A 17,870-nucleotide genomic window follows, 5' to 3' on the forward strand; every position below is an offset into this window, starting at 1 on the left:
GATTTTAGTTTATTGTTTGTTTAAGGTCTTTATTCTTTACTTGTAGCCTGTAGCTCATCACGTGTAGCTACATATACTACCTCGATACCTGCACGCTTCAAAAGTTCGATACCGTCTTCCAAACGGTATTTCTCGGAGTAAACCACCCGTTTGATACCTGCCTGGATAATCAGTTTGGAACATTCGATACATGGTGAAGCGGTGACATACATAGTGGCACCGTCGCTGCTGTTATTAGAGCATGCTATCTTTGTGATTGCATTCGCCTCGGCATGCAACACGTAAGGTTTGGTAACGTTATTATCATCTTCACATACATTTTCAAAACCGGCAGGCGTTCCGTTATACCCGTCAGAAATGATCATTTTATCTTTGACGATGAGTGCACCTACCTGGCGGCGTTTACAATATGAATTTTCCGCCCAGATACTTGCCATACGTATATAACGCTTGTCCAGCGCTTCTTGTTTTTCTTTAGCAGAACCTTCCATAGTCTTAATTACCTGAGTTACGTTGTGGAGCGAAAGAGATGAACTTTACAGTCTGTCCCTCTTTGTAATAAATATATAGATTCTTATTGTCACCTCCATATTTGAATGCACTCTTTAGTCCGTCCATAAAGGCCTTACCTAAATACTTATCCCCATCGGTACCTCCTCCATTTTTTATGGTAATATTTAATTCCCGATTATCCCCATTTGCACTCCAGTCACCATTGACAGAAGCGCTGGTGGCTTTCCCGCTAAAAGTCCCGATTGCTACATCGTTTACGTTAGCACCTTCAAACACTAAAGTGTAATTATCTCCTGTAATCGTCTTAAAACTTTTTTCTCTGGCATCTTGATCGTTTTGCCAGAAGTCGTACATTTTGTTTTGTCCTTCCACTGCAATGTAAGTCATGTACCAGGTTTTTCCGGTGAAGATGTCAATGACATCGTCTTCCTGATCACAAGCGCTCAATACGGGTAAGAAGAGAGCGATTAACAGTAACTGTATATAGGTCTTCATCTTTTTCATTTCTTTATTCCATTTCTGATTAATAATGCATCAATAGTTGGTTCTTGTCCGCGAAAGCGTTTGTATAGTGTCATCGGGTGTTCTGTTCCTCCTTTGGAAAGAATGTTTTCCCTGAAGGAAGCGGCTACTTCCGGATTGAAGATTCCTTTTTGTTTAAACAGTGAGAAAGCATCCGCATCCAGAACTTCCGCCCATTTGTAGCTGTAATATCCGGCAGAATAACCTCCGGCAAAGATATGCGAGAACTGTGTACTCATACAGGCATCTTCTACCATAGGAAGAATCTGTGCTTTCTTCCATGCTTCTTTTTCATAAACCTTCACGTCGCCATCAAATGGGGTAGTACGGGTGTACCATGCCATATCCAGTAATCCAAAGCTAACTTGACGCAGGCAGGCATAAGCGGCATCGAAATTAGAAGAATCTACAATGCGTTGTACCAATTCGTCCGGGATGAGTTCTCCAGTCTTATAATGTCTGGCAAATGTGTGGAGGAACTCCTTTTCAATAGCGAAGTTCTCCATGAATTGAGAGGGAAGTTCCACAAAGTCCCAATATACATTTGTACCGCTTAGGTTTTCATAGGTGGAATTCGCGAACATACCATGCAGACTATGCCCAAATTCATGCAGGAATGTCTCCAGTTCACCAAATGTCAGTAAGGCGGGTTTGTCTTTTGTCGGGTTGGTGAAGTTCATCACGATAGATATGTGCGGACGACTGTTTTCACCGGTTGCCTCGTCAATCCATTGCTCTTTATAAGAAGTCATCCATGCACCTGCGCGTTTACCCTCTCTGGGATGGAAATCTGTATAGAGCACGGACAGGAATTTACCGTCTTTATCAAATACCTCATATGCATCCACATCCTTATGGTATACCGGGATATCGTTGTTTTTCTTGAAAGTAATACCATACAAGCGGGTGGCCAGACCGAATACACCTTCTTTTACCTTGCTCAGTTCAAAATAGGGACGGAGCATTTCATCATCTATCTGGAACTTCTGGTCTTTCAGTTTATGGGAATAATAAGACCAGTCCCAAGGCATTACTGTGAAGTCACTGCCTTCCAGTTGGCGTGCCAAAGCCTCTACCTCTGCATGTTCTTGCTTGGCGGTGGGAGTGTAAGCATCCAGTAGCTGATCCAGCAGTTTATATACATTGCCGCTGTTTTCTGCCATTCGCTCTTTCAGGTTATATTCAGCAAAACTGCTGTATCCCAAAAGTTGCGCAATAGCCAGACGGGTATTAACAAGCTTCTTTACAATCTCCAGATTGTTGGTTTCATTGTCATGGGTACATTTGGTATTATATGCCATATAAAGCTTACAGCGCAAATCGCGGTTACTAGCATACGTCATAAACGGGCTATAGCTGGGGGCCTGCAAAGTGAATACCCATCCTTCCACGCCTTTTTCTTTGGCAGTTTCTGCGGCTGCATCAATGGCGCTTTGCGGCAGGCCGGCAAGTTGTGCAGGGTCTGTCAGTACCAGTTTATAGTCGTTGGTTTCTTTCAGGTTGTTTTCTCCGAATTGCAGGGTTAGCAAGCTAAGTTCTTTGCTCAGAGCACGGTATTGCTCTTTGGCTTCTCCTTCGAGATTAGCTCCACTGCGAACAAAGCTATTGTACACTTTCTCCAGCAGCTTGTTTTGCTCGGGAGTAAGATTAGCCTGGTCTTTCTGGTCATACACTGCCTTAATGCGTGCAAATAACTTCTCATTCAGAGTGATGTTATTGCCATGTTCGCTCAGCAACGGCATGATGGATTTTGCCAGTTCCTGCATGTCATCGTTGGTTTCCGCACTCAGCAGATTGCCGAATACAGTGCTGACTTGGTTCAACAGTTCGCCGGACTTCTCGTAAGCAGCGACCGTGTTGGCGAATGTAGCCGCTTCCGGATTATTGGTGATAGCATCGATCTCCGCATTGTGACGGTTGATGCCTTCACGAATGGCGGGTTCATAATGTTCGGTCTTTATCTTTTCAAACGGGATAGTACCGTGAGGCGTAGAATACTTTTCAAAAAAAGGGTTTTGAGCCTGTATTATATTCATAAAGCAGAGTAATGTTAGTGTTAGTTTTAATTTTATCATACTTACTTAGGTTCGGTAAAAATAATCTAACCGCAAAAGTGCAAAAAAAATAGCTGATTTAATGAACAACCCGTTGTATTTTAACAAAAAACAGGCAACCTCGTCGAGATTGCCTGTTTTAAATATTATTTTGTACTCTGCTTATTAGTTGTTAACTGAAGCCATGTGAGCAATCAGGTCAAGAACCTTGTTAGAGTAACCGATTTCGTTGTCATACCAAGATACAACTTTTACGAAAGTATCAGTCAAAGCGATACCAGCTTTTGCATCGAAGATAGAAGTACGAGCGTCACCCAAGAAGTCAGAAGAAACTACTGCATCTTCAGTGTAACCCAGGATTCCCTTCAGTTCGCCTTCTGAAGCTTCTTTCATAGCAGCACAGATTTCAGCGTAAGTAGCCGGTTTTGCCAAGTTAACTGTCAAGTCAACTACAGATACGTCCAAAGTCGGAACACGCATAGACATACCAGTCAATTTGCCGTTCAAAGCAGGGATTACTTTACCTACAGCTTTAGCAGCACCAGTAGAAGACGGGATAATGTTGCCAGAAGCAGCACGACCACCTCTCCAGTCTTTCATAGAAGGACCGTCAACTGTCTTCTGAGTAGCAGTTGTAGAGTGAACTGTAGTCATCAAACCATCCAAGATACCGAACTTGTCGTTCAAAACTTTAGCGATAGGAGCCAAACAGTTAGTAGTACAAGAAGCGTTAGATACGAATTGAGTACCTTTCACGTATGTTTTTTCGTTTACACCGCAAACGAACATCGGGGTGTCATCTTTAGAAGGAGCAGACATTACCACGTATTTTGCACCAGCTTCGATGTGAGCTTGAGCTTTGTCTTTGCTCAGGAACAAACCAGTAGATTCAACTACGTATTCTGCACCTACAGCATCCCATTTCAAGTCAGCCGGGTTTCTTTCTGCAGTGATGCGGATAGCTTGGCCGTTAACGATCAGTTTGCTGTTTTCAATATCTGCTTCGATTGTTCCGTCGAACTGACCGTGCATAGTGTCATACTTCAGCATGTAAGCCAAGTAGTCAACCGGGCAAAGGTCGTTAATACCAACGATTTGGATATCGTTTCTTTTCATTGCAGCGCGGAATACGAAACGTCCGATACGTCCGAATCCATTAATACCTACTTTAATCATTTTGTTTAAACTTTTAAGGGTTTTATAATATTTGTTCAAATATCTCTCTTCTCTTGCGCATTTATTTTTGAAATGCGGTGCAAAAGTAAGAAAATGTTTTTATATTCGCACTTAATTTTATAATTAAATAATGGAAGTGATGGGAAAAAGTTCATTTTTACAAGATTTTAAATCATTTGCCATGAAAGGCAATGTGATAGACATGGCTGTCGGTGTAATCATCGGTGGCGCGTTTGGTAAAATAGTATCTTCTGTTGTGGCAGATATTATCATGCCGCCTCTTGGTTTATTGGTGGGAGGCGTGAACTTTACGGATCTGAAGTGGGTGATGAAACCTGCTGAAGTTGTGGACGGTAAAGAGATTGCCGCCGTAACCTTGAATTATGGAAATTTCCTGCAAGTGACGTTTGACTTTCTCATTATCGCTTTTTCTATTTTCCTGTTCATCAAGTTGCTGACCAAGCTGACGGCTAAGAAGGAGGCGGAAGCTCCCGCAGCACCTCCTGCTCCTCCCGCACCTAGCAAAGAAGAGGTCTTGCTGACGGAAATCAGGGATATCTTGAAAGAAAAACGATAAAAAGAACAAAATTTAATCCTCACCGTACCCGGTCCGTGTCTGGCCCGTACCTGGTCCGTGTCTGCTCCAAACGCTTAGGTACGGAGCAAATACGGACCTGATACGGTTCGGGTTATAGGCGGTAGGAAAAACGGAACAATTTATTCCCTGTCAACAAGGAGTTAACTCCTTGTAATGTATTGATCCTCAGTGATATTTTTAAAGTGGCTTTTACTATGTTCTATGTGTCTTTCCGGCTACCAAATTCATTAATTATGTTATGAAATATAGATTTTCTGGCTATTATTCCCGTTATTTTCTTACTTTTTTCTACTTTTGCGGAACATTTTAATTAAATCCATACAGATTATATGCAAGAAAAGATTGTCATTCTTGATTTTGGTTCGCAGACTACGCAGCTTATAGCCCGTCGTGTCCGTGAATTGAATACGTATTGCGAAATTTTACCTTATAATAAGTTCCCGGAGGGGGATGAGAGTGTAAAGGGGGTTATTCTTTCAGGAAGCCCGTTCTCTGTATACGATGAAAGTGCATTTAAAGCTGATTTGAGTGAAATTCGTGGAAAGTATCCTATTCTGGGTATCTGCTACGGTGCGCAGTTTATCGCTTATACCAATGGCGGCAAGGTGGAACCTGCCGGAAGTCGTGAGTACGGACGTGCACATTTGAGCTCTTTTGATAAGGATAATGTGCTGTTCAAGAACGTGAAGGAAAATACACAGGTGTGGATGAGCCACGGAGACACAATTACGGTTATCCCTTCCAATTTCAAAAAAATAGCTTCGACGGATAAGGTGGCGATTGCTGCTTATCAGATAGAGAACGAAAAGGTGTGGGGGGTACAGTTCCATCCGGAAGTATTTCACAGCGAAGATGGCACACAGATGCTGAAGAATTTCGTGGTGGATGTTTGCGGTTGCAAACAGGACTGGAGTGCTGCTTCCTTTATTGAAACAACGGTTGCTGAATTGAAGGAACAGTTGGGTGACGATAAGGTGGTCCTCGGTTTGAGCGGTGGTGTGGATTCTTCCGTAGCTGCTGTATTGCTGAACCGTGCTATCGGCAAGAATCTGACTTGTATCTTCGTAGATCACGGTATGCTCCGTAAGAATGAGTTCAAGAATGTACTGCACGATTATGAATGTCTCGGTCTGAATGTTATCGGCGTGGATGCCAGTGCCAAGTTCTTTGCAGAACTGGCAGGTGTAACGGAGCCTGAGGAAAAACGTAAGATTATAGGCAAGGGTTTTATCGAAGTATTTGATGAGGAGGCTCATAAGATTAAAGATGTGAAATGGCTGGCACAGGGTACGATCTATCCTGATTGTATCGAGTCCCTTTCCATTACCGGTACGGTTATTAAGAGTCATCATAATGTAGGCGGTTTACCTGAAAAGATGCACCTGAAACTTTGTGAGCCGCTTCGCTTGTTGTTTAAAGATGAGGTTCGCCGTGTAGGTCGCGGTTTGGGTATGCCTGAACATTTGATTACTCGTCATCCTTTCCCCGGACCGGGTTTGGCTGTACGTATTTTGGGTGATATTACTCCGGAGAAAGTAGCTATTTTGCAAAATGCGGATGATATCTTTATTCAGGGTTTGCGTGACTGGAAAGTGAAAGAAGCTGATGGTAGCGAAACTTCTCTTTATCATCAGGTTTGGCAGGCGGGCGTTATCTTGCTCCCCGTACAATCAGTTGGTGTGATGGGAGATGAACGTACGTATGAACGTGCCATTGCGCTACGCGCTGTGACTTCTACGGATGCTATGACGGCAGACTGGGCACATTTGCCTTACGAATTCCTGGGTAAGGTTTCCAATGATATTATTAATAAGGTGAAAGGGGTGAACCGTGTAACCTATGATATTTCGTCAAAACCGCCTGCAACGATAGAGTGGGAATAATAAGAAATTTTCTATATAATATTAAGATAGCCCTGACTTTATAATAGTCGGGGCTATTTTGTTGTTCCCCCGGCAAGGTTCTATGAACAGAATATTAGGGAGATTTATCACAGCTTTTCAATATTTATGCAGTTTATTCTTCTGATTCCATATCGAAATGCTTAATAAATCTAAATGTTTTAACCTTTATGCACACTTCTTTATTATTAATTGCTTCCTTTAGGCAAATAATTGTCTTTTAAAGGCATCCTTTTTTAAATCTTAATATTTTATGGACATTCGAAAGGTATATTTACTTATCCTGTTATGCACATTCTGTATCTTGTCTCCGGTGTATACACAGCAGTCTCTTTCTGATGAATTCAGGAAAGCGGCAGGAGATTATGCAGCGCTTTATACCAGTAAAGTGGAAGTGGGCTATAGTCCATATCTCTATATAAACCATCCTTATTGGGATACGGATGAGTTTAAGAAGGGAGCGGTTTGCTATGGAGGATTAGTGTATACCGACCTGCAACTTCGATATGATACTTTTAAGAAGCAATTGATCGTAATTACTCCCGAAAAACGAATACTCCTCCAGGTTGACATGAGGAAAGTAGACTATTTCATTATCGGAGATAAAAAGTTTGTGCCGCATAACGATACTTTCGCCGCAATCCTATATGATAGTCCGCAAATGCGATTGACTCAGTATGTCCAGTGCAAAATGGGGACGCCTGTTGAGAAAGGACGGATCAGCTATAGACGGTTCGAAAAGCCTGCACGTTTTGTGCTGTCTAAAGATGGAGTGGACTATACGGTGACTTCCCGTTCCAGTTTTCTGAAGCTTTTTCCGGCTTACAAGAAACAATTGAAGAAGTATGCAAAGGAAGAGCAATTGAGTTTTAATACGCTCTTTCGTGCAGAGTCGTTGACTGAGTTGACAAGACATGCAGATTCTCTAATTAATTAAGAAATAGTTATGACAATATATAAAATAAGGTATATAGCAGCCATTCTGTTTATAATATCCCCTTTCGTGGCATTTGCACAGCAGCAGGCAGGAGATAGTATTTCTATTTTTGAACTGATAGATGCCGTTGAGAAAAACACTTCGTGCCGCATCTATACGACGATTGCAGAGCCGTTTAAAGTGAAAAAGGCTGAGACCTTAAAACCTACTGCCGAGAGTCTGCGACAAGCATTGACTGCAACGCGTTATAAAGTTACTGTCTATGGCAACCAGATCTTCGTTCTGCCCGAAGTTTTTTTATCTACCACGCTTACCCCGATCTTGAAAGGAGAACAGATGAAGGAAGAAGAACAAGCCTCTTCTTTTATTCCTGTCGTAAAATCTTCTTCGGAGAATAAGGTTTATGAGATAGGGAACAGATATAAGCCTTCTTCGGAAGAGATGGTGGTGCTGACCGGAAAAGTAACGGATTTCAAGTCCGGACAGAATCTGGAAGGCATTAACATCGTTCACCGGGAACCGTGGGTTGCCACAGCTACCGACCGTCAGGGGAATTTTACCATTAAGCTCCCCGTCGGATATAATACCATTGAAATCAATGGATTGAATATAAAGGAAACACGCCGGCAGTTTATGGTGTATGGAGAGGGAGCTACCCACATAGAACTGGAAGAAGAAAACCATTTGTTGGATGAGGTTCTCATCGTCTCCGGACGTGTGCAGAATGTAAGGAGCACTCAGTTGGGAATGGAGAAGTTTCAGCCCAGTTTACTGAAGAACATTCCTACAGCTATGGGTGAGGTGGATCTACTGAAGATGCTTCAAACTCTTCCGGGTATCAAAACAGTGGGTGAGGCATCCAGTGGCTATAATGTGCGCGGAAGTGCTGCCGACCAGAATCTGTTGTTGCTGAATAATGGAACTATTTATAATCCGAACCACTTATTCGGTTTTTTCACCGCCTTTAATTCGGACATGATAAAGGATGCGGAACTTTATAAAAGCAGTATTCCCAGCCAGTATGGAGGGCGTATTGCATCCGTGCTGAATATAACAAGTAAAGAGGCGAGTAAGGAGAAGTTTACGGGTTCGGCGGGCATTGGACTTGTCACCAGTAAGCTGAATCTTGAAATACCGATCATTAAAGAGAAGACTTCACTGCTTTTGAGCGGGCGTACCACATACTCGGACTGGATCATGAAGATACTGCCCGAAAAGAGTGGTTACCGTGATGGTAAAGCCGGATTTTACGATTTGGGAGGCGTATTCTCGCATACATTGAATGAGCGTAATAAACTAAATATATACGGTTATTACAGTCATGACCGTTTCGCTTTTAACGATAACCAGAAATACGCTTACAACAATATGAACTTCTCTGCAAACTGGAGAAGCATATTCTCTGAGAAACTGACGGCAAATTTCTCTTTCGGTTATGATCATTATGATTACCGGAATGATGAATCGGTAGAAGAGGCGGCAGCCGCGCGCTTGTCATTCGCTATCAACCAGTGGTTTGGAAAGGCTGATTTTAGTTACAAACTGGATAATAACCATACCTTGAACTTTGGACTCATGAGCCAGTTCTATAATATTAACTCAGGGACTTATGAACCACTGCATGAAAGTTCACTGGTGAAATGGGACCAGCTTCAAAAGGATAAAGCGCTGGAAAGTGCCATTTATATTGGGGATCAATGGGAGATAACCCCTAAGCTGTCCGTAAATGCGGGTATACGCTATTCCATGTTCAATCTTTTGGGCCCGCGCACGTATTATACTTATCAGGATGGCATGCTTCCTTCTTCCACCACCGTTGTTGACTCTGTATCAGTGGGTAGTGGAAAAGTGGTTAAGACTTATCAGGGACCGGAGTTCAGACTGTCCGCCCGCTATGCTTTCAATGATGACTTCTCCGTAAAAGCTGGTTTCAACACTATGCGGCAGTATATTCATAAAGTATCGAATACTACCATTATGTCGCCTACGGATACCTGGAAGCTGAGTGATACGAATATTAAGCCCCAAAATGGCTGGCAGCTGGCCGCAGGGGCATATTATAATACACCCGGCCAGGTACTGGAGTTGTCGGTGGAAGGGTACTATAAGAAGCTGAACGATTATCTGGATTATCGCAGTTCGGCTAAGCTGATCATGAACCATCATCTGGAAACGGATGTGATTAATACGGAAGGATATGCCTATGGCGTTGAATTTCAGGTAAAGAAGCCGTCCGGCAAGTTGAACGGATGGGCCAGTTATACGTATTCGCGTACTTTCCTGCGTCAGAATGACCCGCGCATAGCCCGTCCGGTCAATGGCGGAGACTGGTATCCGACGGAGTATGACAAACCGCATGACTTCAAGTTGGTGGGAAACTATAAGTTTACCCGTCGTTACAGTGTGTCTTTCAATATGGATTATAGTACGGGACGTCCTACTACCATTCCCGCCGGACAATATTACGACCAGGGATTGCAATCCATGCAGGTGTACTACACGGACCGTAACAGTTACCGGGTTCCCGATTACTTCCGTCTTGATCTTGCTTTCAATATAGAGCCGAGCCATCATCTGACTCTGCTGACGCATAGTTCTATTTCCTTCGGTGTCTACAATCTGACCGGAAGGAAAAATGTTTATTCCATTTATTATGTATCTGAGAATGGTAGTGTGCAGGGATATAAGATGTCCATTTTCGGCGCTCCTATTCCTTTTATTACTTATAACATAAAATTCTAAAGGGATATGAAGAAAAGAACGAATATAATAATCCTGGTAAGTTTGCTCTGTTTTACTTTGAGCAACTGTATAGATGAATTCGATGCAAAAATTCCGGACGACGGTGTAGGCTTGCTGGTGGTTGAAGGTAATATCATATCAGACAGTACTGTCGTGTTTTCATTGAGCCGTACTTTCTCCTTAAATGAAAATGGCTTGCCTCCGGGATATAATCAGATTACAGCCGATGTCAGTGTTGTGGGAGAAGACGGTTCGCGCATAGCGGGAACTTCCATTGGTGACGGGCGGTATCAGGTACGGATAGGGACGCTGAATAAGCAAGTGCGTTACGGACTGAAAATTGTATATGAAGGGGATACGTATAATTCTGAACTACAGTATCCGATAGAAACGGCTGCAATCGAAGAGGTCACTTTTGAACAGCCGGAAGATTACGGGGATATATACATTCGCCTCTCTACGCGCAATGCAGGAACCGCAGGACCGGCATATTATATCTGGACTTATGAGGAAGACTGGGAAGTAAGGGCGGTATTTTATTCTAAATGGATATATGATCCTGTGACAGATGAAGTGCATACTTATGAAAAAGCGCCTTATGCACAAGGCTGGATTCATGCGGAGGCCACTAAAACTCTTGTTGGCTCTACGGAATCGAATGCCGAAAATCTGTTGAAAAATAAAAAGATGTATTCTTTTACCTCCGACAATCTCCGCGCCTCGTATTATTACAGTACGTTGATGAAGCAGAGAGCCTTGTCAAAAGGAGAGTTCGAGTATTATGAGAACAAAATAAAGTTGAGCGAAGAGATGGGCGGTTTATTCACTCCCCAACCCTCGGAACTGCCTACTAATATCACTTGCAGCAATTCGGATAAACAGGCCATTGGCTATGTGGGAGTTAATATGAATGTAAGCGAGTATCGCCTTTATATTTCTACCAATGATATACAATATGATAATCCGTATAATTGTAGTCTTTTCCCGGACGAGGAAACGGAAGGTAAAACCAATTACGATTTATACATGGCAGGATATCGCATTGCTTTTTCTGAAATAACGGGGTATCAGTGGGCTAAAAAGGAATGTACTGATGTGCGTAGCTTGGGTGCGACTCTCAATAAACCTTCTTTCTGGCCGTTACCGGACAGGGAATATTAATATCGGAGTATTATGAAAAGAATTATATCGATCATTATTGGTTTGATTTCGGTGCTGGGCTTGCAGGCGCAGGTCACTGAATGTATGCGAATATATACGGATAAGGATAATTATCTGGCAGGAGAAGACATGTGGATAAAAGTCTGTGTGACCGATTCGGCAGAAGCTCCGTTCAGTAAAGTAGCTTATGTGGAGATCAGCGATATGCGTCAGGTGTATGCACAAGGTAAGATTGCCTTGAAGAATGGAACCGGATGGGGGCGTATCAGATTCCCGCAAACCATGCATTCGGGTGCTTATCAGCTTACGGCTTATACCCGGTATATGAGAAATCATTCGGCAGACCGCTTCCCGAAGAAATATATTGCTGTTCTGAACGCCAGTCAGGCCACGGACGGAGATGAGGTGGAATTATTAAAAGATTCGATTTCTTTGACTTCGGGTAATCCGCTACTTTCGCCGTTACGTTTGTCAACCGATAAAGCCGTGTATGGAAATCGCAGTAAGGTGATTTTGAAGCTACCGGAACTGCCGGGTGATCTGAAAGATCTTTCTTTGTCTGTGGTGAGAAGGGATTGTGCGTTACAGGCTTTTCCGTCTGCCGTTGAAGTGCAAAAAAACAATAAGGCTACCGGAGAACACTTTATTGCCGAGTGCGAAGGACACATCGTGACCGGAAGATTAATAGGAGCATCGGCCGATTCGGTGGATGCCCGGCTGTCGTGTGTTGGAAAGGATATCCGTATCTTTGACGGACAATTGCAGTCCGATGGCACTTATGCCTTCTATACCTCGGAAATCATGAATACTCAGGATATAGTGCTGACAGCTTTGCCGGGAAAAGGACGTACGGGCCGGTTGGAAGTAATTTCTCCTTTTGCAGAAGTGCTGCCCGCGAAACTTCCCAAGTTTCGATTGGCATATGATGAGGAAGCATTGATAGAACGTAGTATCGGGGCGCAATTACACCACATCTTACCGGTAGATTCCACTCACGGACAAGCTGTGTTGGAACAGTTGCACGATTTCACGCCTTCGCTCAGTTATAATCTGGACGAATATGTTCGTTTCAATACGGTTCGTGAAGTTTTTGTAGAATTTGTAATGGGAGTACGCGTAAGCAAGGCGGATGGCGCAACGATTATCAGGATATTACAGGATGATGTAAAGCGGTTCAGTACTTTAAAAGCGTTGGTACTGATAGACGGAGTTCCTATTGAAGATCATGATGCGGTATTGGACTATAATGCGCGTTTATTGCATTATATTCATCAGTATAGCGGCAGATATACGTTTGGCGGTAAACTGTACGATGGGATCGTTTCGTTGATAACACATCGTGGAACCCTTCCCGGACTGCGTCTGGATGAGAATTCTCAACTGTTTGCTTATGAATTTCCACAGAACCGTCCTGCTTTTACAGCTCCGGTATATGACTCGGAAGAGCAACTGCATTCACGTATTCCCGATTTCCGCCACACGCTTTATTGGAATCCGGACATTACGGTTGCAACGAATACTGTCAGTTTCTACACATCGGATATGAAAGGAACTTATGTGGCAACCCTGCAAGGGATTAACAGTAAAGGTGAGCGTGTACAAGTACAAGGTGAGTTTGTAGTACGATAGTATATTCCTTTCAGGCTCTTCTCTTAGTATCCTCATACAAAAGATGCCATCTTTAACATCAAAAGATGCCATCTTTTGTAGCATAACATGGCACCTTTCGCAGCAAAAGATGCCATCTTTTGCATAAGAGGATTATGAGATGAACCTGAAAGGTCTTATTCTTCCACCTGAAAGGGTTATAGCTTCCGGTTCCAATAGCCATCACCTTAAAGCAAACCTACCCGGTATCCGCGACGCCCGATACCTTCGTTGTCACCGTAAACCATGTAGCGGGTATAGCTCACAAAGTCCAGATCGGGACTTCCACCGATGTGTCCTTCATCGTAGTTGGGAATATAATTGGTGGTTACCCATTGGTTGCGGGCATACTTCTTAATCAGCAGGCATTGCTCGTTCAGGAAGTCATTGGTCTGCCGGGCTGCAAAGCGCCGGTAATCCAATATCTGGTGATGATTCATAAACCTCTGTGCGGTCTTGGGGAGAGTGATTTCATCGAAAGCAGAGTAGACTTCACTCCAGAAAGCAGTGCCCCAGGCATCATTCAATTCTTTGATATTATTATGATATTTATTCCTTAGGAAATCACGGAACGCTACTTCCGTGACCTGGTTATAATCGAATTGTACGGCAGGCTCATTGTCGAGTTGCCAGCCCACAATGCGGGGATCGTTGCCATAATGTTGTGCCAGTTTTTCTATCATTTTGTAGGTAAGTTCCCGATAGCGGGGAGAAGAGAAGGAGGCGTGCTGGCGTGCACCGTGGTCGAGGAGTGTTCCGTCTTCGTGTTTAATCAGAATTTCAGGGTATTTGCGGCTTAGCCAGACGGGCGGGGTGGCGGTGGAGGTACACATCACTACTTCATGGATGTTCTTCTTGATGGGTTTATGATGTATGATTATATATGCAAAGGTAAGTTGCCCGTGAAAAAGAGCCTATGGAAAATAGTGCAATTTCCTGTAATATAGGACTCTTTTAGATGAATTTCCATTAAATGTACATGTTTCCATTCGCTGGGACAGTGAAATGTCCTATTTTCGCAGCATGAATTAATTGAACGGAATAATGGATACATAATAACCACATCATGAAAAGAAGCTAATAGGAGTTTTCCTTCTAATGAGTCTCGTTTACGGAAGCATCAGTACGCAAGGATTGCCTGATAGGAAAGAGACGCTCGAAACCTTAATAAAAGTGAATAATTACTTCATGAAGAAGTACGCGGACTATCGTACTCCGTCTTATAATGGTATTATTCGTCCCAGCAATATTTGGACAAGGGGAGTATACTATGAAGGGTTGATGGCGTTGCACTCCGTTTTTCCTCGGGAAGAGTATTATGATTACGCTTATCAGTGGGCCGATTATCATAATATCGAATTGTATAATATCTGTCCTGATCCGGAGATGATTAAGAATATCAAGGTCAATATTGACATGGTGGTTAATACTCCGCAGGTGAATGATTGGTGGTGGGTGGATGCCATACAGATGGCGATGCCTATTTATGCTAAGCTGGGTAAACTGACAGGAGAGCGGAAATATACTGATAAAATGTGGGAATTGTATAGCTATACCCGCAATGAATATGCCAAGAACGGACTGTTCAACCCTAAAGACGGGCTGTGGTGGAGAGATCATGATTTTGTTCCGCCTTATAAAGAACCGAATGGGGAAGATTGTTATTGGAGTAGGGGCAATGGTTGGGCTTATGCCGCACTGGTACGGGTGTTGGAAGAAATTCCGGCGGATGAGGTGCATCGTGCGGATTATGTCAATGACTTCCTGGCCATGAGTAAGGCAATAAAGAAATGCCAGCGTAAGGATGGTTTCTGGAATGTGAGTTTGCATGATGAGGCAAACTTCGGTGGGAAAGAGACAAGTGGTACGGCTTTGTTCGTTTATGGAATGGCTTGGGGCGTGCGTAATGGCTTGCTGGATAAAAAAGAGTATCTTCCGGTATTGCTGAAGGCCTGGAATGCGATGGTGCGGGAGGCTGTTCATCCGGACGGGTGTCTGGGATATGTACAGGGAACGGGAAAGGAACCAAAGGATGGCCAGCCGGTGACTTATGATAAAATACCTGATTTTGAGGATTATGGTATAGGATGTTTCTTGCTGGCTGGTACGGAAGTGTATAAATTGAATTAATTAGTAACAGATTTCATAGATTATAGTATAATTGATAAAAGAATCAATTAGGAGGAAGGAGGGGCTGTGAAGTCGTTCCTTTTCTTTTTCTTTGCATATAAATGATAATTTACCAGCGTAGCGCTGGAGCCAGGTTCTCCTTCGGCGTGCAAGTAATCTTTCAGACACGGATGACACGGATGACGCAGATTCTTTTTTCCTTCGGTGTGATATGCCGATATGTATAGCGCAGCTTTAAAAATCCGCGTCATCCGTGTCATCCGCGTCTAAAAGATTAAAGTCCGCATTCGTCCGCCTCATCCGCGTACCAATTCTTTCACCCGCTAAATTATCATTTATTAATCTGACGAATTAACTAACATAAAATGAAAGAAGTATGCGACAGCTTATTGCATTAATAATTTTAGGACTATCTATAACTTTGAATGCCGGAGCACAAAGTTACAAGTTCGACTTTAACTCCGGTAAGAAAACGAAGGACGGATATATCAAGATAACATCTGCTGATCGGTATGCCAATGCGAAAGGCTACGGATATGATCTCTCTCCGTCTCCGGATGGAAAGAACCACACTCCTTTCTTCTTTTCAGTTGCCGTACCGGACGGGAACTATCACGTCACAGCCATCATTGGCAGTAAACGCAGTGCAGGAGAGACGACACTCCGAGGAGAATCACGCCGTCTCTTTTACGAAAATGTAAAAACAAAGAAAGGAGAATTGCTTCCTTGTTCCTTTACCATTAACAAACGCGATATCCACATCTCCGACAAAGAAGATGTGCGCATCAAGCCGCGCGAACGCAGCAAGCTGAATTGGGATGGCAAGCTGACTTTAGAGTTTAACGGAGATACTCCTCAGCTGACCGAACTAATAATTGAGCGTATAGAAAATGTTCCTACAGTCTTTTTATGCGGTAACTCTACTGTAGTGGATCAGGATAATGAGCCCTGGGCCAGTGGGGGACAGATGGTTCCCCGTTTCTTTACCGATAGCATTTGCTTTGCCAACTATGCCGAATCCGGAGAGTCTGCCAATACTTTCATTGCTGCCGGGCGTTTGAAGAAAGCCTTGACGCAGATGAAATCGGGAGATTATATCTTCATGGAATTCGGACACAACGATCAGAAGCAGAAAGATCCCGGCAAAGGTGCCTTCTATTCTTTTATGACAAGTCTGAAAACCTTTGTTGATGAAGCCCGTGCCCGTGGAGTGCACCCCGTATTGGTAACTCCTACCCAAAGACGCAGCTTCGATGAAAATGGAAAGATTAAAGATACCCATCTTGACTTTCCCGATGCAGTGCGCTGGCTGGCGGAAAAGGAAAATATTCCTTTAATAGACCTGCATGCCATGACGCGTATTCTGTATGAGGCTATGGGAGTGGAGGAATCCAAGCATGCTTTCGTACACTATCCTGCCAATACTTATCCGGGGCAAGACAAACCTTTGGCGGATAATACTCATTTTAATCTGTATGGTGCTTATCAGATAGCCAAATGCGTTATTGCAGGAATGAAACAAGCCGGATTACCTTTGGTGAAGTATTTACGGACGGATAATGAAGGATATGATCCTGCCTGTCCGGATGCTCGCGAAACTTTTAAGTGGAATTAAAGTCCGTTTACGGAACTGGAAAAGCCGGACGGTAATTGAGAGAGGTTTTAGGGAATCAACCTCTCTATATCCGGAATCACTATTTCTCCCCGGTGTAATTCCAACAGGCCATCTTCTTGCATGCCATTCAATGCTTTCGATACTCCCAATCGTGTATCATTGATGGCATTTGCAAGTTCTTCCATCTTGATTTTCAGTATCTTTTCTCCGGAAGGACGTTCGACGTGGGAGAGGATAAAATCTGCGATCCGCGCTTCAAGCTTCTCCGGAACTTTCGTCCACAAACGGTTATAGCACGTTTGGGCCCGGTTGCTGATGATATTCATATAGTTGAGGCGGAAAATTTCATATCTGAACAGGTCGTTCATTACAAACGCCTTACTGATAGTTACGGTATTTACTTCTGTGCGAGCTATGTGGGTGGATACGTAAGACGTATTCATGCCGAACAAAGATTGCGGTTCAATCAGGTATGGTGCCTGAAAATACTCCGTGAAGGTGTAAGAGTTATCTGTGGATGAGGTGGATGAAGCGATTTCCCCGTTCAAGATAAATATTAACTGTCCACATGTTGTTCCTTTTTTTACTAAAGTTTCTCCAGCTTTATGCTTGGTGAAATGTAATTTTACTTTTCCCAATATATTAGTGAAGTCCTCATGAGCGAGTCCTTGAAACAGTGGCAATTGGAGCAGGGTGTCATACATCGTTTCCATATCTTTATCAACTTCTTGTTTGAAAACAAATGTAAGCATAATCGCTATGTACCGTAAACACTTTGCCTTTCTTTTTGTTTTTTTTATTATTTCTTAAACGTGCTATTCATTCAGGTAATTAAATCTTGCGGAATGCATAAAAATCGATTATCTTTGCAAAA

Annotated in this window: 13 protein-coding genes and 1 pseudogene; 8 read left to right on the top strand and 6 right to left on the bottom strand. The window is 43.2% G+C overall.

Going from position 1 to position 17,870, the window contains the following annotated elements; all coding sequences use genetic code 11:
• Window positions 1–29 precede the first annotated feature (29 nt).
• The 4 genes from VYM24_RS11660 to gap form a co-directional block, all read right to left on the bottom strand.
• Window positions 30–491 carry a dCMP deaminase family protein gene (locus tag VYM24_RS11660; protein ID WP_330942188.1) on the bottom strand — a complete coding sequence of 154 codons (462 nt, stop codon included), beginning with the start codon at window positions 489–491 and terminating at the stop codon, window positions 30–32.
• Between the two features lie 4 nt (window positions 492–495).
• Window positions 496–1,017: a DUF4847 family protein gene (locus tag VYM24_RS11665; protein WP_330942189.1), complete on the bottom strand. Its 522-nt coding sequence runs from the start codon at window positions 1,015–1,017 to the stop codon at window positions 496–498.
• Window positions 1,014–3,071, bottom strand: coding sequence for a M3 family metallopeptidase (locus VYM24_RS11670; RefSeq protein ID WP_330942190.1), 2,058 nt, complete (start codon window positions 3,069–3,071; stop codon window positions 1,014–1,016). Before VYM24_RS11670 ends, VYM24_RS11665 begins: the two co-directional genes overlap by 4 nt.
• Before the next feature lie 183 nt (window positions 3,072–3,254).
• Window positions 3,255–4,265, bottom strand: coding sequence for a type I glyceraldehyde-3-phosphate dehydrogenase (gap, locus tag VYM24_RS11675; protein WP_118461732.1), 1,011 nt, complete (start codon window positions 4,263–4,265; stop codon window positions 3,255–3,257).
• A 139-nt stretch (window positions 4,266–4,404) separates the two neighbouring features.
• Between gap and mscL the strand changes: the two genes are divergently transcribed.
• The 6 genes from mscL (at window position 4,405) to VYM24_RS11705 (ending at window position 13,233) form a co-directional block, all read left to right on the top strand.
• The gene (gene mscL, locus VYM24_RS11680; RefSeq protein ID WP_291551663.1) at window positions 4,405–4,842 is read left to right on the top strand and encodes a large-conductance mechanosensitive channel protein MscL; all 438 of its coding nucleotides are present in this window, start codon (window positions 4,405–4,407) and stop codon (window positions 4,840–4,842) included.
• Between the two features lie 350 nt (window positions 4,843–5,192).
• A complete protein-coding gene (gene guaA, locus VYM24_RS11685) occupies window positions 5,193–6,746 on the top strand; it encodes a glutamine-hydrolyzing GMP synthase (RefSeq protein ID WP_291551658.1) in 1,554 nt (517 codons plus the stop codon).
• Between the two features lie 271 nt (window positions 6,747–7,017).
• On the top strand, window positions 7,018–7,701 hold the full coding sequence (locus VYM24_RS11690) for a hypothetical protein (protein ID WP_291551656.1): 684 nt from the start codon (window positions 7,018–7,020) through the stop codon (window positions 7,699–7,701).
• A 9-nt stretch (window positions 7,702–7,710) separates the two neighbouring features.
• Window positions 7,711–10,443, top strand: coding sequence for a TonB-dependent receptor (locus VYM24_RS11695; protein WP_224321922.1), 2,733 nt, complete (start codon window positions 7,711–7,713; stop codon window positions 10,441–10,443).
• Window positions 10,444–10,449: 6 nt separating this feature from the next.
• Window positions 10,450–11,604 (top strand): DUF4249 domain-containing protein, encoded by a 1,155-nt coding sequence (locus tag VYM24_RS11700; protein WP_330942191.1) that lies wholly within the window; start codon window positions 10,450–10,452, stop codon window positions 11,602–11,604.
• A gap of 12 nt (window positions 11,605–11,616) precedes the next feature.
• On the top strand, window positions 11,617–13,233 hold the full coding sequence (locus tag VYM24_RS11705; protein WP_330942192.1) for a hypothetical protein: 1,617 nt from the start codon (window positions 11,617–11,619) through the stop codon (window positions 13,231–13,233).
• Between the two features lie 215 nt (window positions 13,234–13,448).
• On the opposite strand, the pseudogene VYM24_RS11710 reads toward VYM24_RS11705, so the two are convergent.
• Window positions 13,449–14,132, bottom strand: a pseudogene (locus tag VYM24_RS11710) (beta-galactosidase); the annotation flags it as partial.
• Between the two features lie 217 nt (window positions 14,133–14,349).
• Between VYM24_RS11710 and VYM24_RS11715 the strand changes: the two are divergent.
• Window positions 14,350–15,381, top strand: coding sequence for a glycoside hydrolase family 88/105 protein (locus tag VYM24_RS11715; protein WP_330942193.1), 1,032 nt, complete (start codon window positions 14,350–14,352; stop codon window positions 15,379–15,381).
• 376 nt (window positions 15,382–15,757) lie between these two features.
• The gene (locus VYM24_RS11720; protein ID WP_330942194.1) at window positions 15,758–16,996 is read left to right on the top strand and encodes a rhamnogalacturonan acetylesterase; all 1,239 of its coding nucleotides are present in this window, start codon (window positions 15,758–15,760) and stop codon (window positions 16,994–16,996) included.
• Between the two features lie 47 nt (window positions 16,997–17,043).
• On the opposite strand, the gene VYM24_RS11725 is transcribed toward VYM24_RS11720, so the two are convergent.
• A complete protein-coding gene (locus tag VYM24_RS11725) occupies window positions 17,044–17,709 on the bottom strand; it encodes a Crp/Fnr family transcriptional regulator (RefSeq protein ID WP_291551883.1) in 666 nt (221 codons plus the stop codon).
• Window positions 17,710–17,870: the final 161 nt, after the last annotated feature.

It is taken from the genome of Bacteroides sp. MSB163, from assembly GCF_036416795.1.
Classification (GTDB): Bacteria; Bacteroidota; Bacteroidia; order Bacteroidales; family Bacteroidaceae; genus Bacteroides; species Bacteroides maternus.